The sequence below is a fragment of the Paenibacillus sp. YPG26 genome (assembly GCF_023704175.1).
Classification (GTDB): Bacteria; Bacillota; Bacilli; order Paenibacillales; family Paenibacillaceae; genus Fontibacillus.
In genome coordinates this window covers 1900846-1921555 of record NZ_CP084530.1, presented here as the reverse complement: position 1 = coordinate 1921555, position 20710 = coordinate 1900846, and the positions used below count along the sequence as shown (strand labels likewise).

The following is a 20710-nucleotide window of genomic DNA, read 5'->3' as shown; positions in this document are numbered from 1 at the left end:
ATTACCCTTTCACTCTCTTCTTACATTCAGCTTACCATATTTCACTAAGCCGCACCAAATCAGTAATTATACGCTTCTATGCCAGAAAAGGCCCCGTGATCTATATGATTAGATCACGGGGCCTCATAGTTATCTGTATCTTGAAGAATTACCTTCCTGAATTGGTACCCTGGGTCTGAGCACCAGCATCCGTTCCAGAGGAATCATTAGAGGTTCCTCCAGTATCCGTTTCTGGAGAAGTAGTACCCGGTGTGGTCGTGCCTGGAGTCGTAGTTCCAGGCGTGGTCGTGTCAGGGTTCGTAGTACCTGAACCTTGATCGGTTCCTCCTGTCTGATCTTCCTGGCCAGTGCCTCCCCCTTGATCATCACCGCCTTGCCCGTTTCCGTTCCCTTTCCCATTGCCGTTACCATTACCATTCCCGTTACCATTGCTGTTCCCGTTGCCGTTTCCATTTCCATTATTGTTATCCGGATTATTTCCTTGATCTGTGGTGTTATCATCCGGATTAACTGGATCCGGTTGCTCAGGTTCGACTACAGGCGGCGCGGCTTGCTGTGTCGATACCTGGGTCACAGCCGATTTCTCACTTTCCAGGCCTGTAGCAGGATCTACGTAAGTAACGTAGTATTCATAAGTTGTATCCGGAATTACCGTTACATCTTCTACTGACGTTGAATCAGCTTCCAGCAGTTGAGTATAACCGGATTCAGAAGCTTCCTTGCGATATACGCGGTACTTCACATTTGCCACATCGACTCCATTCCAGCTTAACAGTACAGTACCCGTATCCTGGTTGAAGGCTCCGGCAAGTCCACTAATTGTAGTATTTACCTGTTGAACAGGCTCCTCTTCCTTCTTCTGAAGGTTACTTGGGACCGGGAAATCCTTGATTGGAACATCCTTAAGCGCATCCTTCATGATGGTGCCGAAGAGTGCCGCTGACTGTCCACTGCTTCCTTTGAGAAGATGGTCTTTGTCCGGCTTGTCGTAACCCATCCAGACAGAGGCAGTCCATTCCGGCGTGTAGCCGACGAACCATGCATCCCGGTTGCGGCTGCTGTTCAGGCCTTTGATTCCGTGTTGGGTTGTTCCGGTCTTGCCGGCCACCGGACGTCCTCCCAAGCTTGCGCGCTTACCCGTTCCGCTTGTAACTACCCTCTCCATCATCTCGGTCATATAGTACGCCGTGTCAGAACCTAGGACAGACTCTGGCTCCGGAGGATTGTAGGTATATACGTCCTTGCCTTCTGGTCCTACAATGCTCTTGATGGAGTAGGCAGGATTATGGTATCCCCCATTCGCAAATACACTATAGGCCTCTGCCATTTCAAGTGTATTCGTTCCTTTGGTCAGACCCCCAAGGGCTATGGCGAGATTCGCGTCATTAGGATCCATCGTTATGCCCATCTTGGTGGCATACTCGACACCCGTCTTGACTCCCACTTGATCCAGGAGCCACACTGCAGGGATATTCGCGGATTCTTCCAAGGCAGCTGCCATTCCAATCGTCTTGGAATATCCGTGCAGGTTACCCGGACAATAGGTTCCATTCGCGAAGCACTGCTTCTCATTGCTGAGCAAGGAGTTCGGAGTGAATTTCTTCGTATCCAGTGCTGGCGCATAGTCAACAATTGGCTTGAAAGCCGATCCAGGCTGACGTCTGGCTTCGACCCGGCTGAAGCCTTTGCGTTCATAATCGCGCCCGCCCTGCAGAGCAACCAAGCTGCCATTCTGGTGGTTCATGATGACAACCGCTGCCTGCACCTGCTGGTCGTCCTTGCTTTGCTCAAAATTGCTGTCATCTGCAAAAGCCTTCTCTACAGCCAGTTGAGCCTGCTTATCCATGGTTGTATAGATTTTGTAACCCCCGCGGTTCAGCTGATCTTCCGTCAGACCTGTCTTCGCTTCCGCCTCTTTCATCACGTAATCCTTGAAGGCGAGATAATTCTGGCTCTTCTTCGGAGGTGTATAATCATACTCCACCTTCTTCGCTTCATCACGCTGGGCTGCCGTAATATATCCCTGATCAAGCATCAGGTCCAACACGATGCCCCGGCGGCTCTTGGACAGCTCCGGATTCGTCACTGGATTATAGGCGGATGGGCCTTTAGGAAGCGCTGCAAGCGTAGCGATTTCCCATAGTTCCAGCTGATTCAAATCACCCTCGCCGAAATAACGCTGAGAAGCGGCTTTAATCCCATAAGAGCCTTGACCGAAATAGATCCGGTTCAGGTACATTTCGAGAATCTTGTCTTTGCTGAAATTACGCTCCAAAGCCATGGCAATGGACACTTCTGTTGCCTTACGGAAAAAGGTCTTATCGCGCGAGAGGAACATATTCTTCGCAAGCTGTTGGGTAATTGTACTTCCACCCTCCACTTTGGAGCGCGCGACTATGTCCTTCACCGCTGCACGGCCGATCGACCAGAGATCGATACCGGAGTGCTCCATGAACCGTTTATCCTCCGTTGCAATGAAAGCATCCTGCAGAAGCTTAGGAATCTGCTTGATATCTACAGGCTCACTCTTGGTAATGGATAACTCGCCCATTAAATTGCCTGAGCGATCATATACTTTCGAAGTCTCATAAATCGTCAGCTTATCCTGGTTCTCGCTCAGAATTTTCTCACCATTAATAGATATGAATATATAACCGCCAATTGCACAGATGACTGCAAACGCCATGGTGAAAAACATGGTCCAAAGCACACGCTTTGTCGTGATCTTTTTCTTCTGCTTCGTTCCCTTTGACTTAGCTGTGTTCTCGCTGCCTCCAGACGGATTCGACCTCGAAAGTCTGGAAGACGGTCTGTTATTGTTCGTAGACATGGTTCTGTACTGACTCCCTTCATGTCAATCTTCTCTCTCTATAAAGGACGGAAAGAAAAGAACAACCTTCTTCAGGTTGCTCCATCTCTTCATCTTATACCTTTTAACGTGCTTTGTTCAAAAAAGTTTCATGTTAGTTCTTAGCCTTCAGAAGGCGTTTCTTGCATCAAAGAGACGTTACGCTGCGGCTGGAATGTGGAAATGGCGTGCTTGTACACCATTTGTTGGCGTCCATCACTATCGATGACAATGGTGAAGTTGTCAAAGGCTTTAATCGTCCCTCTAATTTGAAAACCATTTGTCAAGAATACAGTAACAGGGATATTCTCTTTGCGTAATTGATTCAGAAACGTATCTTGGATGTTAATGGACTTGTTCATTAGCGGTACCCCCAATGAGTTTCAATTAGTGTTTTGAAGTATATTCAAGATCTTCAAGGAACTTTCCTGCTATTATAGCACGTACTTTCGCCAAATTCTCCGGGTAATTTTCCGGGTATGTCATGTCCACCCAATGAATGTCATGCATATGCCGGAACCACGAAAGCTGCCGCTTCGCATATCGCCGCGTGTCTCTTTTCAGCTTGAATACAGCTTCCTCTAGTGGCACCCCGTCAACCAAATGCTCGGCAATCTCCTTATAGCCAAGCCCTTGCATGGCCACAAGATTCCTGGCATAGCCTTTGCCAAGCAGTGACTTAACTTCCTGAACCAGCCCCTGGCCCATCATCTCGTCAATGCGTGCTTCTATACGGTTATATAGCAATTGACGGTCCATTGTCAAACCGATGATACACAGATCATACGGAGATTGCTTATTCTGCAGGGCAAGCTGGGATGAGAGGGTCTGACCCGTTAAATGATAAATTTCAAGGGCTCGGACAATTCTTCGCTGGTCATTGGGATGAAGCCGCTGAGCGGACTCTGGATCAATAAGGGCCAATCTGGCATGAAGAGCCTCTGCCCCATGCTCCTCTGCATACCTGAGCTGCTCCTCCCGGAACACTTCGTCCGCGGCTGCGTCCGTGAATTTGAACTCATAACAGACGGATTCCACGTACAGACCCGTTCCTCCGACAATAAAGGGCAAATGCCCTCGGGAAGTGATCTCAGGGATAAGCTTGTTACAATAGTCCTGAAAAAGGGCTACAGAGAAAGGCTCATCAGGAGTGAGCACATCAATCAAATGATGAGGCACGCCATCCATTTCGGCCGGCGTAATCTTGGCTGTTCCGATATCCATCCCTTGGTATACCTGCATGGAGTCCCCCGATATAATTTCACAGTTGAACATTTTGGACAGCTCAATACTCATGCGTGTCTTGCCAACCGCAGTAGGTCCGACAAGGACTAGCAGTTTGGGTTTCTTATCTGTTGTCAAGCGTAATCACTCCGTAAGCTATTTTGGTATGGGCACGTTCATGCACTGTGAACCCCAGTCTGGCGAATTCGCCGCTGTCTCTTTTCTCCTTCAGGACAACGGTCTTTCGCGCTACCCGGCAGGCCTCCTCTATAGATCTGCTGTCCAGGGGACTTCCATTGGCAAAAGTCCTAAGCGGTGAAATGGAGGAGGATTCCTTCACCGGTTCCCGAAACATAGGGTCGAAGTAGACGATGTCCATGCTCTTATCCGGAAGCTTACCAAGCAGCTGGAGATGATCGGCATGCTTGACTTCAATATGGCGCATTGCCTTGTCAAACTCTTTTAACCCAGATTGGTAGGTTGTTAAACCTTCCTTGAGCAACCCGTAGATGGGAAGCGAGCTCTCCAGCGCAGTAACACTCCCCTCTTCTCCAACTGCAAGTGAAAATATAATCGAGTCAGATCCCAGTCCTGAAGTACAATCTATAATGCTGTCTCCCCGCTTCGCCCTCGAAACCTCAAGCATATGATCAGGTTCTCCCCTCATCAGCCGCTTGGCTCTGACAAAAGACATGCTCGGATGAAATTCGAGCGGCTCGCCTTCTGCGCTCACGATCCGGATTCCTCTCTCCAGGATGACCAGTACAGCATCGGCCTGATGACGGGATATCAATTTGGATAATGAAGTCCGGCTTCTTGGAACGTAAGGGACACCGAGCTCTTGGGACAGCGCTGCCGCGCGGCTTACCGTCCCTGAAGCCTCATTATCACCTGTTGTAATAATCAATCTTCTTCCTCCGTTCACATCACTCGTTTGAACATTTTCTCCAAATCATAAGTCGAAAAGGAGACTACTATAGGCCGTCCATGCGGACACGTATAAGGCTGTTTGCAGGCGGCAAGCCTGGCCAGAAGGGTATTCGCTTCCTCCGCTGTAATCTTCTGATTGGCTTTAATTGAGGCCTTGCAAGAGCAAAGTATGGATGAGCGTTCACGCAGCTTGGCCAGATCAATGGCCCTCTCACTTAACACCCATTCTGCCATTTCCTCAATAATCGAAGACTCCTCCCCTTGCGGGAACCAGTATGGATGGGAGATGACCCTAAATGTTCCACCCCCGAAATGCTCCAGAATCACTCCCGCGTTCTCGAACCACTGCAAGCGGCTCTTCAGCTTCTCACTGTCTGCTGAAGTGAACTCCAAGGTAATCGGAATCAGAAGCTCTTGGGAGGCGTCAGCCGGATTGCCGAATTTCTCATAATAATATTCGTAATTAACACGCTCATGGGCCGCATGCTGGTCAATCAGATATAAGCCGTGCTCGTTCTGGGCTATTAGATAGGTGCCGTGATGCTGACCAATCAGGGTCAGCTCCGGGAAGACAGGCAGCTCCGGCTTGTCTCCTGCGGAACCGTACAGCTGCTCCGGCGGCAGCGCTCTGGCCGAGATACCTGCCGAAGCAGCTGAGCTATTATACCTGTTAACGCCTTCCTTGCCTGAGGTGGACCGGGAAGTATTTACATGCCTAGAATCCCCGGATGGATTAGAGCCGTAGGAGCTGCTGTCTCCCCGTAGTCCTGACGGGTATGCCCCCGACCTTTGGTCTCCCCGTTCCGCTGATGGTTCAGGGGCATGCTGATTGCCAGCAGTCGTCTCCTTCACATTGCCACCAGAGGCTGAGGGGCTAGCTTGATAACCCGCAAATGGACTCTCATTTACCGGGAACCAAGGTGCTCTGCCTATGGATGCGCCGTCCGCATTCAGCAAGCCCGGTTCTGTTAGCTCCCCCTCAGCGCTTGGGATCTGGGTCTTCTGACCTGGTTGATCAGGGTTTGTCCCTTGCTTGCCAGCCGAGTGGAAATTAAATTGTTCCTGAATAATAGACTGGCTGTCTCCACGGGTAACTGTCTGCTTCACTACATGGGGAATGAGCACCTGCTGGGATAGCACAGCACGTATACTTTCTTCCAGAAAAGTATATAACTCCTGCTCTTTGCTAAACCGTACCTCCAGCTTGGAAGGATGCACGTTAACATCCACCAGAGACGGGTGCATATGCAGCTGCAGTACCGCAATCGGATACCGGTTGATCGGCAGCAGGGTATGATAGGCTCTCATCATGGCAGCCTGAAGACCCGGGTTGCGGATATAACGCCCATTTACCATCATGGAGATCGCACCGCGATTTGATCTCGTGAGGTCTGGCCTGCCGATGAATCCCTCGACCTTATAATCCGCATTCTCTGCCTCAATGCCCAGCATGCCTTTGGCTGCCTGGGTTCCGTAGATGGAAGCAATCACCTGCAGCAGATCCCCGTTGCCCGGACTTTGCAGCAGCTGATTGCCGTTATGCCGCAAAGTGAACGCTATGTCAGGATGGGCAAGTGCCTGCCTATACATCACATCCGAGATATGCCCAAGCTCGGTCTGAATCGTCTTCATATATTTCAGCCTTGCCGGGGTATTATAAAATAATTCCTTCACTGAGATATCTGTTCCCTGCGGAGCGGGCGTATCCTCGTTCTCCTTGAGTGAACCGCCTTCAATAATGACCCGGCGCCCAAGTCCATGATCCCCATTCGAGGACACCAGCTCCACTTTGGATACTGCGGCTATACTCGGCAGCGCTTCTCCTCGGAACCCGAGAGTCCGGATCTGGAACAGATCGCGTCCTAGCAAGAGCTTGCTGGTGGCATGCCGGTAAAAGGCCGTCTCACAGTCCTCCGGCTCGATTCCGGAGCCGTTATCCGTAATGCGGATAAGTGACAACCCGCCTTCTTCTACCGTAACATCGATTCGCCGCGCACCCGCGTCGATAGCATTCTCCACCAGCTCCTTCACGACAGAGGAAGGTCTCTCCACTACTTCCCCTGCAGCAATCTGGTTCGCAATATGCTCGTCCAGAATTTGAATTTGTCCCATTTGGCTCCCCCACTCTCTACACAGGAATTTACATATCTTTTACCTTCATTTTCAAATCATTTAGCAGCTGCATCGCCTGAATCGGCGTCATATTCATCAGGTCGGCATTCTTAACGAGCTTAATGATCTGTTTAGCTCTTGCATCCTCTTTGGTTGGTTCAGGCTTGTCCAAAGTCCACTCATCTCCGAAAATGGAAAGCTGCTGAACCTCGCCATTTGCCCGTGAGCTTGCAGCCCGGTCAATTACCTCAGTTTGCTCAGTTCGTTCAGTTAGTTCAGTTCGTTCAGTTCGTTCAGATACTTCATTACCTCCGGCCGACTTAGGCTCATCTTCGTAACTGGCCATGAGCCTCTCTGACGATCTGTCTTCTGCGGCTGACGTGGACACCAGAACGGCCATCTCTTCCCGAACCGTCTTCTGAGCTTCCTGCCGCGCTCCGGAATATGCAGCTTGTCCGGCTGTCATCAAGGGCGCCGCCTCTTCATGACTCTGAAGCAATCCATAGGCCCGATTAATTATGCTGTCAGGAAGACCTGCCAACCGGGCACAATAGATGCCATAACTGGTGCTTGCCGCGCCTGGAATCAGTTTGCGCAGGAAATGAACCTTCTCCCCGCTCTCCTGTACCGCCATGCTGTAATTCTTCAGGCCGCTCAGACTTGACTCCAGATGGGCCAGCTCATGGAAATGTGTAGACACAAGTGCCTTGCATCCGATATGATCATGCACATATTCGATGACAGCCTGGGCAATGGACATTCCCTCAGTTGTTGAGGTCCCGCGCCCGAGCTCATCAATAATTATTAAGCTGCGCTTAGTGGCTTTCTCTGTCATGAGCTGAATATCAGCCATTTCCACCATGAAGGTGCTATGCCCGCCGATCAGATCATCGGCTGCCCCGATGCGGGTGAAGATCCGGTCAATCATCGGAATCTCAGCCTTGGCCGCAGGGACAAAACAGCCGATTTGCGCCATGATAACGATCAAGGCCACCTGGCGCATATAGGTGCTTTTGCCAGCCATATTTGGTCCTGTGATCAGCAGAATTCCCGCTTCATCCTTGCGAAGACCGGTTCCATTGGCAATGAATCCTGTCCCCTCCATTACACTCTCGACAACCGGGTGACGACCTTGATCGATGACTAGGTTATACCCGTCCGTAAGGGTTGGCTTCACAAAGTTGCCCTCACTGCTAATCTCGGCCATCGACCGGTACACATCAATCTCCGCAATCTTCTGTGCCAACTGCTGAAGGCGAGGGATCTCTTGGTTCAGCCGCTCACGCAGCTCACTGAACAGCGCAAATTCCAGATCGACCATTTTCTCCTCTGCTTCAAGAATTAAGGCTTCCTTCTCCTTAAGCTCAGGCGTGACGTATCGTTCGGCATTGGCAAGTGTCTGCTTCCGTTCATAGCGGCCTTCCGGGAGCGCAGCCAGATTGGATTTGGTAATCTCGATGTAATATCCGAACACCTTGTTGTATCCGATCTTAAGCGACTTGATGCCCGTTGCCTGCCGCTCCGCACTCTCAAGCTCTGCAATCCACCGCTTGCCGTTCATTCCAGCCTCACGCAGAGCATCCAGATGGTCATGATATCCTGCCTTGATAATTCCGCCATCCCGCACAGAGACCGGGGGCTCATCCGCAACAGCCGCATCAATGGCATCAGCGAGATCTTCGCACCGGTCCAGCTCCTTTGCGATTCGCTTAAGCGTTGCAGATGGTGAATCCGCACACAGCTCTTTGATCGCCGGAATTTGCCGCAGGGACTTCTTGAGTGCTATCAGATCGCGTCCATTGGCGCTGGAGAAAGCAATCCTCCCGACAAGACGTTCCAGATCATAGATCTCCCCAAGCTTCTCCCGCAGATCTTCACGCAGAATATACCCGGCGTGCAGCTTCTCCACCGCTTCAAGACGCTCCTCAATCAGGCTGCGCTGAAGCAGCGGCTTATCAATCCATCTCCTTAGGAGTCTGGCTCCCATCGAGGTCTCGGTCCGGTCAAGAAGCCAGAGCAGTGAACCCTTCTTCGACCTCTCTCTAACCGTCTCTACGAGTTCCAGATTCCGGCGCGTAAATGGATCCAGTATCATATAGTGATTCGGCTCATAGGCGGTTATCCGCGTAAGCTGGCCAAGCGAGCGCTTCTGCGTCTCCGACAAATACGCAACAAGCAGAGCAACATTGTGTCTGCGCTGCTCCTCCAGCCGAATCCAAACCGCTTCGGTAAATTGCTTGCGTGCCATTTCCTCTTTCTGCTTATCCCAAGGGGTATAGACGACGGGTCTTCCCACAGGGTTCGCTGTGGATTCAATCCACTCCAGCAATGACGCATCTCCGATAATTTCAGCAGGTGTGTAGAGTCCGATCTCATCTCTGAGCCATTCAAAGCTTGATGGTGCGGAGGTGACATATAACTCACCAGTTGACAGGTCACACGCCGATACCGCCATCACACCGCCCACTTCAGTTACACAGAGAAGGTAGTTATTCGCCTTGTCCCCGATTGTCTTACCTTCCATCACGGTACCCGGTGTGATCACCCGAACAATTTCCCGCCTGACGATGCCCTTCGCCTCTGCAGGATCTTCCACCTGTTCGCAGATAGCAACCTTGTAGCCTTTCTCAATCAAACGGTGTATATAGCCTTCAGCAGAGTGATAGGGAACTCCGCACATCGGAATCTTGCCCTCTGCCCCGCCATCGCGCGCAGTTAATGTAATCTCGAGTTCGCGGGATGCCAAGGTTGCATCCTCGAAGAACATCTCATAGAAGTCTCCTAGACGAAAAAATAGAAAAGCGTCCTTAGCGCCTTCCTTCACCTTCAAATATTGTTCAATCATCGGCGTATATTTAGCCATGGTGTACCTCCCGTCCCTTCATTCAACAGACTTCTATTATAGCAGAAAAGAAGTCGGGCTTACGAGGTTCGCTCTATTTTCCAGACTGTTCTAATATCCCTGCTCTCATCCCAGGTCCGTCCAAGGCGGATCGTCTCCAGAAATGGGTGTATATATCTCTCATAACGGTGATAACCCTTCATACTGCGGATTTCCTCTTCAAGGGGAGCAAAAGCGCTTCTCAGAATGGTCTTGTCACCTAAATAGTAGGCTTGATGGACGTCCTCGCTGATCAGAGGTCTGGACGGCAGATGACCATGCTCCTCAGCAATCAGTGCTGCAAGTCCAACGATCCCTTTAGTCAGAAGAGAGGAAAGGAGAAAGCTTGGAAGTGTGCGATACTCGAACCCTCCGTGATCCTGGTGTCTATAATCTCCAAGATAACCGTACCTGGGTCTGCGGACTTTAGAACGCTCATCTTCCAATAGCGCTACCGGTAGAGCCAAGTAATTATCCAGTGTTCTCAGCAGCCCGCTAGTCAGCGGCAGACCACTGAAATGAAGATGACCGCCGAGCGGAAGTCCAGGGAGCGGCATTCCGCCCGCCAGCCAGACAAGTGAGGTATCATGAATTTGCCGTGAAGCATATTTCATTGCGCCCATAAGATTGCGGATCAGCTCGGCAGGCTCAGAGCCTGGTGAGGGACGCAGCTCGGCAATGGGATAAAGGGTACGACCGCTTGACCGGACTGCATCACAGCCTGCAAGACCTGCCCGTTCAAGGAATCTCGAAGCCGGAATCACCTTGTGTTCATTCCGGTTATAGAGCAGAAATTCGGGATCCATACCGAGCTTCAGCGGTTCAGAGCTGATCTGCGCAAGCCGGACCGACTCATCTACAATGGCCTCGGCGAACTGTAGGGCAGCGGATTCATCTTCCAGGTCAGGTAGAGCACGGACACGCTGAATCACCATGGTCCCGGCATCACCGGCGCTAATCACAACTTCACCAAGGTCCAGACCAAGAGTGTAGAGCGCCCTTACCGCTATTTTCTCCAGTCTCCGTTCCAGGGTTGTCATTCCGGAATGACAACCCTGATCCCTCTTCTCCTGCGCTGATCTAAGTGTCCGCTCCGCCCAGCCACAGGGAATAATCTCAACCGCTCTAAGATGAAGGACCCTTACAAGGAATTTTCGTATATATGAAGCCGGCCGCTCACGCTCATCATTCTTATCCGGCCCCTCCACCAATTCAGCTCTGATGCCCGCTGTTCTAAGTCTGCGTTCAATGGACTGTGTATCAGCTGCTTGAAATGCACCAATCTCCTTGTTCATGATCATAATTGATGGATCGAGACTCGCTTCGAATTCCTGATTACTATTCATGCTATGTGTGCGGAAGCCGGATCCGGATAGCGGCCCAGTCCAGCCGAGCCCGGGCTGATCTTGTAGTACCAAATGCGCATAGCCCATACGTTTCAGCACCGCGTTCAGTCTTCCCGAAGAACGCTCATTACTCCCCAGCATGATTCTGAGTTCCATTCCTCCGCCTCCGTTCCCCTTATGATGCATACTCCAATGCAGCTTCCTGCTTTCGGTTGGGTATTGCCATGAGCAGAGCTGCAATCCTCGGTATTTCGAGCGGCATCCCAGAATAAATAACAAAAAAAAGAGGGCTCCCGCCCTCGTCGCTGCTCAGGCAGCTGCATACAATAGAGTATTCAGTTACAGATCATCATCCAGGAGATCCGGATCAAGATCTTCGTAATCCCCGCCATCTCCGCTGAAGTCAAAGTCTTTGTCTTCGAAGTCGCTGCCGCCCGGTACGACAAGGACATTTATCTTGGTCTCAGCAACAAGCTCGACAGCGAATTCGCGCTCCACACGAATAAGCACGCTGCCGTCTCCCGACACACTGGCTTCGACGGTGCTGGGTTCCTGCGTCGCATCCGCAGATACCTCCACCGACGAAGACCGGTGTCTGGAATCCAGATAAGAAAGCGGTACAAGCTCAACATAAGATACCTTTTCTTTCGCCACGGCGGTCTGTGAGTTCCTCTCATACGAGTACCAAATATTGATATCGTATGTCCCAATAACTTCAATTCCGTCACCTGCAGCAACCGCCTCATACTGGTGGTTGATGATCCAGGCCCCCAGTATACTTGACGGATTCTGAGGCGGAGTCACGGTATGTGTTACGGTAGAGAACTTACGACCTTTGCCGCAGATCGCCTTCGTAATAATCTCTCTACTTTGATATTTCGATGACATGGTTTGAACCTCCTCCATACAAATCAATCATTCACTATCAAGTGTATGCAGGACATGGGCGAATGTTGATTAATTGGAGGGATGAATTCATTATATTTATGTTTTTTGTTTCACTGCCCGCTTTCGGATGCTCTTCTCGGTAGGATACTTGCTCGTCCTGGAAATATCCAGGTATAAAGCCAGCTCCCTGCACAGCTGAAGAATGGCGGAGCGAATCTCGAATTCCTCCCTGCTGTGCGGGAGCTCCATCGCTTTGAACTCCTTCTCCAGCTCTTGCAGCATATGTTCTGTGTTGCCCGTATACGTCTCTCTCTTCACATCTATGGACAGCTGATCGAACAGTACCGAGGCCTTCTCTCCTTGCGGCATTCTCTGATAGACCTGCGAGATCAGCTGCAGCATACTCTCGATCCGGTCAAGCTGCTGCTTGCGCATATAGAAATAGATCGCCCATGCCTCATCCGGAGCAATAACCTGGTTGTCCAAGGCCCGGTTAGCGGTGGACAAGCCCAGCTCCACCTCCCGGCTCGCCTCAATCAACTCCTGGCCATCCCAGACATAGTCGGGGTCACGGAGCTGGGAGGCGATCCGCTCGAAGATGAGTCCGAACAAGCTATCGACTTTCCTTCGGATGCCTGTAAGCTTGTCCTCTTCATTTGGCATATAGATCAGATTAACGACCACAGCACTTCCAAGCCCGATAATCAGCAGCAATATTTGTGTGAACAGGGCTTCGAAGCTGACATCCTCCCCGCCGAACACGCGAAATACAACTACAGAGCTTGTCACGATGCCTTCTTTCAGATTAGCTCTTGAGATCAGCGGGAATCCGATCAGGATATATACGGCAAGCACCCAAATATGAAACCCGAATATGTAGAATAACACTGAGGACATCACGAGCCCCATTATGGAAGCAAAAAAACGGGAGGATACGGTGTGAATGCTCCTTTTCCGTGTAACATCCACGCCCAATATAGCAAGCAGACCTGCTGACAAGGGATTCAGAATCCCCAGCAAATGAGCAATAACAATCGCAAGCACAGTTGCAATGGTGGTCTTGATCACTCTAAAACCCATCGTACACCCCCCACTTGTAGTCTCTCACTATTCTCTATCCTATAAGATTTGATACACGTTCACAATAATACAGGCGGGAAGCGCCCTTATTCCTTTACCAATCTCAAGCAGCGATGGGAGCGTTAACGCTCCCGAAGCAGCTTGTGTTCTATATAGACAACCAGCTGATACATTCCAGTCGCTGCTACAGCGATGATTACCAGGCTGGATAACACAAGAGTGAAGTTGAAGACTTGGAAGCCATAAATGATCAAGTACCCGAGTCCTTCTTTTGCAACAAGGAACTCACCTACAATGACGCCTACCCAGGCCATGCCGACATTGACCTTCAGGGTAGAGACGATCGCCGGAAATGACGCGGGAAGGATCACCTTGCGGAATACATCCTTACGGCTGCCTCCAAAAGTCCGGACTACTTTTACCAGGTTCGGGTCGACCTCATTAAAGCTGCTGTTCACAACAAGGGTGGTTATAATGACCGTGATTGACAAGGTTGTCATTACAATCGCCGTAAATCCCCCGCCAAACAGAACAATAAAGATAGGTCCCAAGGCCACTTTGGGCATGCTGTTGAAGACTACCATATAAGGATCAAGTACTTTGGACAGGAACGGGGACCACCAGATTAATACAGCCAGCAGAGTTCCTGCCAAGGTGCCCAGCAGGAAGCCTGCAGACGTCTCAAGCACGGTAGTGCCCAGATGCGGCCAAAGCTCTCCACTAAGCACATCCTTCCAGATCTGTGCGAATACCTTGGAGGGATAGCTGAAGATCAGGACATCAATCCATCTGAAGCGTCCCGCTATCTCCCAGATCAGGATCAGACTGAGCAGAATCGACAGCTGAGTGAACAGGATCACCCGCCCTCTGCGGCGCTTACGGTGCCGGTAGTCCTGATGCAGAGTATGCAGCCAATCACCTGAAGGATTAGCCTGATTATCCTGGGAACTTACCCGCTCACTCATCTGGCACCTGCTCCTTTCTCTCAGTGGCTTCAAGCTCTTTCCAGATTTGGTGAAACAGCTCATTGAAGCCTTCCTGCTCACGGGCATAGAAGGGCTGTGCGGACCTTATATTGTCCGGTACCTCGAAAGTCTTCCGGATTCTCCCAGGCCTTGCCGCCAGGACAATCACCCGGTCACTGACCGCGATCGCCTCAGCCAGGTCATGTGTAACCAGGATCGCCGTCTTGCTCCGGGCCTGCAGCGTCTCCGCGATCAGATCCTCGAGCTGTAATTTGGTCTGATAATCCAGTGCAGAGAAAGGCTCATCCAGCAGCAGGAGATCCGGCTCCGCAGCTAAAGTTCTCACCAGAGCCACCCGCTGGCGCATGCCTCCAGACAGCTGGGAAGGATACAACTCCCCGGTTCCTCCGAGTCCCATGCCTTCAAGAAGCTGAACCACCGATTCCTTGCGTTCCGGACTCAGCTGTCCTCTTAGCTCCAGACCTAGAACAGCATTATCCAGAATTCGGCGCCAAGGGAACAGATAATCCTGCTGCAGCATATAACCTACACCGGGATCAGGCCCGGTGACAGGCTTTCCGTTCAGTAGAACCCTGCCTCTGGTGGGGATAAGAAGCCCGGCCATGATCGAGAGCAGGGTGGTTTTGCCGCAGCCGCTCGGACCCACCAGGCTGATGAATTCACCTGGCTGAACCGCGATATTCATCCCTTCAAGCGCGAGGACAGCTTCCCTGTCCGTAACGTAGACGTGCTCAACATCTTGTAGTTCAATAACCGGCTCCATTTCCCGCGCCCCTCTCTATTATTTGCCGGCTTCTGCGGCTTGTTGTGCGAAGGAAGGTTCGACAAGCTTGGATACAGGTATCCTCTCCTTAAGCTCACCAGCTGCAGCCATGACATCCAAAAGATTATTCCAGGATGCTTCGTCAATCCCCGGAGTCAGCGCATAAGTTCCCTGCTCTTTGTAACGCTTAATGGCACTAGCGAGGATCGCTTGGTCCGTATCCTTGAAATAAGGGGATACCACCTGGGCAACTTCTTCCGGAGAGTGCTCGTTCACCCACTGCTGGGCCTTAAAAATTGCATCTGTAAATTTCTGCACCTGTTCCTTATGTCCATCAATATAACTCTTCTTGCTCATGTAGGCTGTGTAAGGCAGCTTGCCGCTCTCCGTGCCGAAGGAAGCAATGACATGGCCCTTGCCTTCCTTCTCGATGATTGAAGCTTGCGGCTCGAACAGCTGCACATAATCTCCTGTTCCCGAAATAAAGGCGGCGGTAATGTTGGCGAAATCTACATTCTGGATCAATTTCAAGTCCTGATGCGGATTTATTCCGTGCTTTTTAAGAGCAAATTCACCCGCCATTTGTGGCATACCTCCTTTGCGCTGACCGAGGAATACCGATTGCTTCAGCGAGTCCCAATGAAAGTTCTTGATCTGTTGACGGGACACGAGAAAAGTCCCATCGGTCTGGGTAAGCCCCGCAAAGTTCAGAACCGGATCTTCCGAACCCTGCTGGTATACGTAAATGGAGGTCTCAGCTCCAACAAGTGCAACATCAATGCCACCCGACAAGAGAGCAGTCATCGTCTTATCGCCACCAGAAGTCGTTCTAAGCTCGACATCCAGCCCATTCTCCTTGAAGAATCCCTTCTCAAGTGCCACATACTGCGGAGCATAGAACACTGAACGTGTGACCTCGCCGAGCTGAATCTTCGCCCCCTGGCCGTCGGTACCGCAACCGCCAAGAGCTATACTGCACACCAGCATAATGGCCACCCACATCGCTGCCCGTGATTTCCTCATTTGCTTCCCTCCTTGTGCTTACGTGCCCTGCTGCTGTCAGCTTAAGGCTATGCTCCAATGTATGCACGCGTCTACCGAAAGGTTATGAACCTACCAAAAAGACCGAACCCGGGGGTGTAACCCCAAGTTCGGCCTAAGTTCAGTACACATTTACAGATTGTACAGCGCCTTATATTTCTGTTCCAAATAATCGGCAAGATAATTCGGATTCAGCTCTTCTCCTGTTATATCCAGAATCAATTCAGCCGGCTTCCGGCTCTTCCCGTACTTATAAATCTTATCGGTCAGCCAATCCTTGATTGGTGCAAAATTCCCTTCCGCGATCAATTCATCAAAGCCCGGGATCTCCTTGCGGATGGTGTGCGCGATCTGTGCCGCGTACATGTTGCCAAGGGAATAGGATGGGAAGTATCCAAAGCTTCCTCCAGACCAATGGACGTCCTGCAGAACACCAACGCCATCGTTTGGCGGAACGATGCCTAAATACTTCTCATACTTCTCATTCCAGACTTTAGGAAGATCTTGAACACTAAGGCTTTCATTGAACAGCTGCTTCTCGATCTCGTACCGGATAATGATGTGAAGATTATAGGTCAGCTCATCCGACTCGGTACGGATCAGTGAATTCCCAACCCGGTTCACTGCCCGGTGGAAATCTTCTACGGATACAGATGCCAGCTGCTCGGGGAAATGCTGCTGCAGATCACTGAAATAACGGTCCCAGAAGGGACGGCTGCGCCCAATCATATTCTCCCAGAACCGGGACTGGGATTCGTGAATGCCCATCGAGGTTCCTTCAGCCAGCGGGGTTCCGGTCAACTCGGGGCTCACGTTCTGCTCATAGAGCGCGTGTCCACCCTCATGGAGAGCACTGAATAAGGCACTTGTCACATCGTCCTGCAAGTAATGTGTAGTGATCCGTACATCCCCTGGATTCAGCCCAGTTGCGAAAGGATGAACACTTTCATCCATACGTCCTGCCTCAAAGTCATAGCCAATCTGCTCAAGCAGGAATTTGCTGAATTTCTCCTGCTGGTCCTGGTCATACAGTTGATTCAGAAATTGGAATTCGGGCTTGTCCGGTGAAGCTTGAATTGCTTCGACAAGTGGAACAAGCCGGTCACGAAGCTGCCCGAACACTTCATCCAGCTTCACTGTGGTAAGCCCTGGCTCATAGAGGTTCAGCAGCGTGTCATAACGTGTATCCCGGGGTCCCCAATAATCAATGAATTCCTGCAGCTTGGCAACGATTTGGGTCAAATAGGGTTCAAATCCTGCGAAATCGGAATTCTCCTTGAAGTCCTCCCACAACGTCTCCGAATGAGAGGCAAGCGTCACATATTCCTGATATTTATCCGCAGGAATCTTAATACTGCGGTCATATTCTTCCTGTACATTCTCCACAATCCGGCGATTGACATCGTCTAACTGTTCCAATATTTCTGGACGGTTCAGAGCCTTAAGGAGTTCGCCCATCTCAGGCGAAGTCTGCAATTTGAATGACTCCGTTGACAGTACACCCAGTGTCTCTGCCCGGGTCTCTGCCCCTTTTCTTGGAGCGCCTGTGCGCAGATCCCATGCCATTAAAGCGACGGCTTCATAGTAGCTTCTAATTTTCTTGTTAAGCTCCCTAAATTGTTCCAGCTTCTGCTGAATATCCTGTTCCATTACCAGGTTCACCTCAATTCTAAATTTTGGTGTTCCTCTTGATGATACTTATTACAATCTATATAATCAACTTTTAAAGGCGTACTTACTTGAGCTAGAGGGAGAGGGAGACCATGAGAATTACTTTGGACCAGCAGGCGAAGGATATTCTGAACACAAAGATCGGCGAGCAACCCGGACAAGTCCGGCTGCTGTATGACACTGAAGGCTGTGGATGCTACGGGATTACTTCTTTTCAAATTATCAGCCAGCCAGACCCTACAGACGTCCCGATCGAGAACGAGTCGTTCCCCTTCTGGGTAGATCCCCAGCGCGCCGTATTCTATGAGGATCAGCTAAGACTCAAGGGTGATCCCTTGGACGGATCGTTCCGGCTTGAAGGAGATTCGCAAATCTATGGCCAGAATGTCAAACTGCATGATATTCGCGGCAACTAAACAACGACAAATACTGGAGGAATAAGATCATGAGCAACATTACCGAAATCCTGAACTACAACAAGCAATTTGTCGAGGAAAAAGAATACGAAAGTTATATTTCTGATAAGTTCCCATCCAAAAAGCTGGCTATCGTAACTTGTATGGATACCCGTCTCGTTGAGCTTCTGCCAAGAGCCATGAACCTGCGCAATGGAGATGCCAAGATCATTAAGAACGCGGGCGCTATTATCTCCCAGCCGTTTGGTAGTGTTATGCGTAGTGTGCTGGTAGCCATCTATGAGCTGGGTGCGGAAGAGGTTATCGTAGTTGGTCACACAGGCTGCGGCATGGCTTCCATCAACTCGGACAGGATCATCAATTCGATCCATGAAAAAGGAATTTCTACTGAGGTCTTCGATACGCTTGAGAATTCAGGCATCAAATTAAAAAAATGGCTGCGCGGGTTTAGTACCGAAAAAGAGGGGGTAATCCATACTGTGGAGATTATTAAGAATCACCCATTACTCCCACCCCATTTCCCTGTACACGGCATGATTATCGATTCGACAACTGGAGAATTGGAGCTTGTCGTAGACGGGCGTGAACAGGACTAGACATCTCTCAATGCTTTTGGCACGGACGCTGCGTCCGTGCTGTTTTTTTGATCAGAAATACACTTGTGAATGCAGGTCATCAGCTGACATACAGCTCCTATGAGTCTATGACAGAGGGTCGAAGTCATGCGATAACAGGGATGTATCAAATTTTACCAAACATACGCACCATAGTTCGACATGTAGAGCATAGATAAGACGATTAGCACAATAGCCCCTGCGTAGAACACGGTTCCTACAATCCCGCAGACCAGACCAGCCACCGATAGCCCCCTGCCCCTCTCACCGCTATACTTAAGTTCTCTGAATGAAAGGCATGCAAAAATAATGGCCACAATACCGATTACGAATCCGAGATAAGGTACGGAGATAGAGCATATCCCCAGCACGAGGGAGACGATTGACTTGGTATTTGTCCGGACAGGTGGCCGTTGATGATAACGTTCATAAGCAAAAGGATCCTGCGATTCTTGATACATGGAGTTATAGACCTCCTAAATAGTGGTATGAACAGGTTACCATATATTCCCTCCTGGGAACAGGAGATCTATAGGTCCTTCAGATGCTGAATCAAATATTCTCTTCTCTCTTCCGTGTACTCCCGGATTACTCCCAATTCACCGTGGAAATCGCTCATCGCCCACTTCGTGTTCGGATCTCTTCCAGCATCGGCAGTAATGCGGCTGTGCATCCGCCTAGCTGCTCCCATGATTATAGCCGTCCTGAAGTCCTTCGTTAGAAAGCTCCGCAGCAGCCTCTTATACTCCGCACGCAGCGGTCGAAAGCTTAACATTTTCCCTGTTAATTGATTATCTCCTTGGATCTCGATTACGTTGGAGTCCGTCCTTGCACCATAGAAATTCCTTCCCCAGGTCCCCTCGTAATCCCATGGAACAATACCATATTTACCGGTCGTCTTATGCTCATACCAGGTATAATTTTGGCGCAGTCCATCATCATTCCCCGTCATCACTGCGCCGCACAGCCACCGCAGATAATTGTCTATATTTATCCGCCGCTGAAGGAAGCTGAGAAGCTCATTCCCTTGTTTGGCATTCAGCAAATGTACGAACTGCTCTAACCTCTGTCTGTCCTTCTTCCAACCTTTTATCAGGCTGTAACCGGAGAACAAGGACTCCTTGAGAAGTCCATTGTCCTTATCGAATAAGGAGAAGTCTGCATTATCATTTACCGCATAGAATATGCTCCTTGCTGGTATAGCTCTTGTGCGGAAAAAGCTTGTCTTCACGGCCTCAAGCCTCAAATACACGCCCAGCAGTTCTCCATTCATTACGAGCACACAGTGCTGTGCAGCCGGAGCAGGTACACCTATAGCTTCAAAGAATTGAAAAGACAGCGCGTTGCGCAGCATGGATGGATCATCGTATTGGGCATTGAAATGATAGGTGCGTCCCCTGGTTCTGATCTCGAACGATCGCTTGGGATACTCACGGGTATGTTCTCCGCGGAATCTGATCCGGGCTGGCCGGCTGATTCCCTTCATACTGAATTCACCGCGGACGAATTCCTTGGACCAGATATTCTGGTTAAGCTGCGTGATGTCAGCCTTCTTCATTCCTATCCGGTAAACTGGCAGACCCATATTCTACCGCCTCATTTCACAATTGCTGTTACAGCTTATGCAGCAGCTTCCAAGCCAGATTGGGCTGAACCCGAAGCTGATCTGCTGCAGATCAGAACGCAACAACAATCAGATTTAGACTTAACCCCCTTCCACGAAAAAGAGGATGAATGCACTTGTCGCGCACCCATCCTCTTGAACATCTTTATCGTCTGCTTAATCTTCAGGTTGATCCCACTTCTTGGAGTAAGCTTTCTTCGTGACCCAGAAGGTCGCCCAGACAATGACCACCGCAACGACAACAATCATGAAATAGACGAGAAACATCTGCTATCCCCCCATAATC

The 20710-nt window shown here is 50.4% G+C and carries 17 protein-coding genes; 2 read left to right on the top strand and 15 right to left on the bottom strand.

Features of this window, described 5'->3' with window-relative positions; translation table 11 throughout:
• Nucleotides 1-148 precede the first annotated feature (148 nt).
• The 13 genes from LDO05_RS09020 to LDO05_RS08960 form a co-directional block, all read right to left on the bottom strand.
• Nucleotides 149-2830 (bottom strand): transglycosylase domain-containing protein, encoded by a 2682-nt coding sequence (locus tag LDO05_RS09020; RefSeq protein WP_251378500.1) that lies wholly within the window; start codon nucleotides 2828-2830, stop codon nucleotides 149-151.
• Nucleotides 2831-2970: 140 nt separating this feature from the next.
• Nucleotides 2971-3210 carry an RNA chaperone Hfq gene (gene hfq, locus LDO05_RS09015; RefSeq protein ID WP_251378499.1) on the bottom strand — a complete coding sequence of 80 codons (240 nt, stop codon included), beginning with the start codon at nucleotides 3208-3210 and terminating at the stop codon, nucleotides 2971-2973.
• Nucleotides 3211-3235: 25 nt separating this feature from the next.
• Nucleotides 3236-4210: a tRNA (adenosine(37)-N6)-dimethylallyltransferase MiaA gene (gene miaA, locus LDO05_RS09010; protein ID WP_251378498.1), complete on the bottom strand. Its 975-nt coding sequence runs from the start codon at nucleotides 4208-4210 to the stop codon at nucleotides 3236-3238.
• On the bottom strand, nucleotides 4197-4979 hold the full coding sequence (locus tag LDO05_RS09005) for a class I SAM-dependent methyltransferase (RefSeq protein WP_251378497.1): 783 nt from the start codon (nucleotides 4977-4979) through the stop codon (nucleotides 4197-4199). The genes miaA and LDO05_RS09005 overlap by 14 nt, the downstream gene beginning before the upstream one ends.
• 14 nt (nucleotides 4980-4993) lie before the next feature.
• Nucleotides 4994-7114: a DNA mismatch repair endonuclease MutL gene (mutL, locus tag LDO05_RS09000; RefSeq protein ID WP_251378496.1), complete on the bottom strand. Its 2121-nt coding sequence runs from the start codon at nucleotides 7112-7114 to the stop codon at nucleotides 4994-4996.
• Nucleotides 7115-7142: 28 nt separating this feature from the next.
• Complete coding sequence (gene mutS / locus LDO05_RS08995; RefSeq protein ID WP_251378495.1) at nucleotides 7143-9977, bottom strand: DNA mismatch repair protein MutS; 2835 nt, start codon at nucleotides 9975-9977, stop codon at nucleotides 7143-7145.
• A gap of 59 nt (nucleotides 9978-10036) precedes the next feature.
• Complete coding sequence (locus LDO05_RS08990; RefSeq protein ID WP_251378494.1) at nucleotides 10037-11497, bottom strand: putative amidoligase domain-containing protein; 1461 nt, start codon at nucleotides 11495-11497, stop codon at nucleotides 10037-10039.
• 183 nt (nucleotides 11498-11680) lie between these two features.
• Nucleotides 11681-12229, bottom strand: coding sequence for an outer spore coat protein CotE (gene cotE / locus LDO05_RS08985; RefSeq protein ID WP_251378493.1), 549 nt, complete (start codon nucleotides 12227-12229; stop codon nucleotides 11681-11683).
• A 96-nt stretch (nucleotides 12230-12325) separates the two neighbouring features.
• Complete coding sequence (locus LDO05_RS08980; RefSeq protein WP_251378492.1) at nucleotides 12326-13309, bottom strand: aromatic acid exporter family protein; 984 nt, start codon at nucleotides 13307-13309, stop codon at nucleotides 12326-12328.
• A gap of 122 nt (nucleotides 13310-13431) precedes the next feature.
• On the bottom strand, nucleotides 13432-14274 hold the full coding sequence (locus LDO05_RS08975) for an ABC transporter permease (protein WP_251378491.1): 843 nt from the start codon (nucleotides 14272-14274) through the stop codon (nucleotides 13432-13434).
• Nucleotides 14267-15058 (bottom strand): ABC transporter ATP-binding protein, encoded by a 792-nt coding sequence (locus LDO05_RS08970; protein ID WP_251378490.1) that lies wholly within the window; start codon nucleotides 15056-15058, stop codon nucleotides 14267-14269. Before LDO05_RS08970 ends, LDO05_RS08975 begins: the two co-directional genes overlap by 8 nt.
• Before the next feature lie 18 nt (nucleotides 15059-15076).
• Nucleotides 15077-16081 (bottom strand): ABC transporter substrate-binding protein, encoded by a 1005-nt coding sequence (locus LDO05_RS08965; protein ID WP_251378489.1) that lies wholly within the window; start codon nucleotides 16079-16081, stop codon nucleotides 15077-15079.
• A 150-nt stretch (nucleotides 16082-16231) separates the two neighbouring features.
• Nucleotides 16232-17749: a carboxypeptidase M32 gene (locus tag LDO05_RS08960; protein ID WP_251378488.1), complete on the bottom strand. Its 1518-nt coding sequence runs from the start codon at nucleotides 17747-17749 to the stop codon at nucleotides 16232-16234.
• Between the two features lie 113 nt (nucleotides 17750-17862).
• Here LDO05_RS08960 and LDO05_RS08955 point away from each other — a divergent pair, with 113 nt between their 5' ends.
• Nucleotides 17863-18186, top strand: coding sequence for an iron-sulfur cluster biosynthesis family protein (locus LDO05_RS08955; protein ID WP_251378487.1), 324 nt, complete (start codon nucleotides 17863-17865; stop codon nucleotides 18184-18186).
• Between the two features lie 29 nt (nucleotides 18187-18215).
• A complete protein-coding gene (locus LDO05_RS08950) occupies nucleotides 18216-18782 on the top strand; it encodes a beta-class carbonic anhydrase (RefSeq protein ID WP_251378486.1) in 567 nt (188 codons plus the stop codon).
• Nucleotides 18783-18934: 152 nt separating this feature from the next.
• Here the strand turns inward: LDO05_RS08950 and LDO05_RS08945 are convergent, their stop codons facing one another.
• Together LDO05_RS08945 and LDO05_RS08940 are read right to left on the bottom strand one after the other, a co-directional pair.
• Nucleotides 18935-19261 carry a DUF4190 domain-containing protein gene (locus tag LDO05_RS08945; RefSeq protein ID WP_251378485.1) on the bottom strand — a complete coding sequence of 109 codons (327 nt, stop codon included), beginning with the start codon at nucleotides 19259-19261 and terminating at the stop codon, nucleotides 18935-18937.
• A 68-nt stretch (nucleotides 19262-19329) separates the two neighbouring features.
• Nucleotides 19330-20385, bottom strand: coding sequence for a CotH kinase family protein (locus tag LDO05_RS08940; protein WP_251378484.1), 1056 nt, complete (start codon nucleotides 20383-20385; stop codon nucleotides 19330-19332).
• Between the last annotated feature and the right edge of the window lie 325 nt (nucleotides 20386-20710).

Bases quoted from the DNA above. Each gene is read 5' to 3' on its own strand.
- LDO05_RS09020 (WP_251378500.1), bottom strand. From the start codon at position 2,830: ATGTCTACGAACAATAACAGACCGTCTTCCAGACTTTCGAGGTCGAAT.
- hfq (WP_251378499.1), bottom strand. From the start codon at position 3,210: ATGAACAAGTCCATTAACATCCAAGATACGTTTCTGAATCAATTACGC.
- mutL (WP_251378496.1), bottom strand. From the start codon at position 7,114: ATGGGACAAATTCAAATTCTGGACGAGCATATTGCGAACCAGATTGCT.
- mutS (WP_251378495.1), bottom strand. From the start codon at position 9,977: ATGGCTAAATATACGCCGATGATTGAACAATATTTGAAGGTGAAGGAA.
- LDO05_RS08990 (WP_251378494.1), bottom strand. From the start codon at position 11,497: ATGGAACTCAGAATCATGCTGGGGAGTAATGAGCGTTCTTCGGGAAGA.
- cotE (WP_251378493.1), bottom strand. From the start codon at position 12,229: ATGTCATCGAAATATCAAAGTAGAGAGATTATTACGAAGGCGATCTGC.
- LDO05_RS08980 (WP_251378492.1), bottom strand. From the start codon at position 13,309: ATGGGTTTTAGAGTGATCAAGACCACCATTGCAACTGTGCTTGCGATT.
- LDO05_RS08975 (WP_251378491.1), bottom strand. From the start codon at position 14,274: ATGAGTGAGCGGGTAAGTTCCCAGGATAATCAGGCTAATCCTTCAGGT.
- LDO05_RS08970 (WP_251378490.1), bottom strand. From the start codon at position 15,058: ATGGAGCCGGTTATTGAACTACAAGATGTTGAGCACGTCTACGTTACG.
- LDO05_RS08965 (WP_251378489.1), bottom strand. From the start codon at position 16,081: ATGAGGAAATCACGGGCAGCGATGTGGGTGGCCATTATGCTGGTGTGC.
- LDO05_RS08960 (WP_251378488.1), bottom strand. From the start codon at position 17,749: ATGGAACAGGATATTCAGCAGAAGCTGGAACAATTTAGGGAGCTTAAC.
- LDO05_RS08955 (WP_251378487.1), top strand. From the start codon at position 17,863: ATGAGAATTACTTTGGACCAGCAGGCGAAGGATATTCTGAACACAAAG.
- LDO05_RS08950 (WP_251378486.1), top strand. From the start codon at position 18,216: ATGAGCAACATTACCGAAATCCTGAACTACAACAAGCAATTTGTCGAG.
- LDO05_RS08945 (WP_251378485.1), bottom strand. From the start codon at position 19,261: ATGTATCAAGAATCGCAGGATCCTTTTGCTTATGAACGTTATCATCAA.
- LDO05_RS08940 (WP_251378484.1), bottom strand. From the start codon at position 20,385: ATGGGTCTGCCAGTTTACCGGATAGGAATGAAGAAGGCTGACATCACG.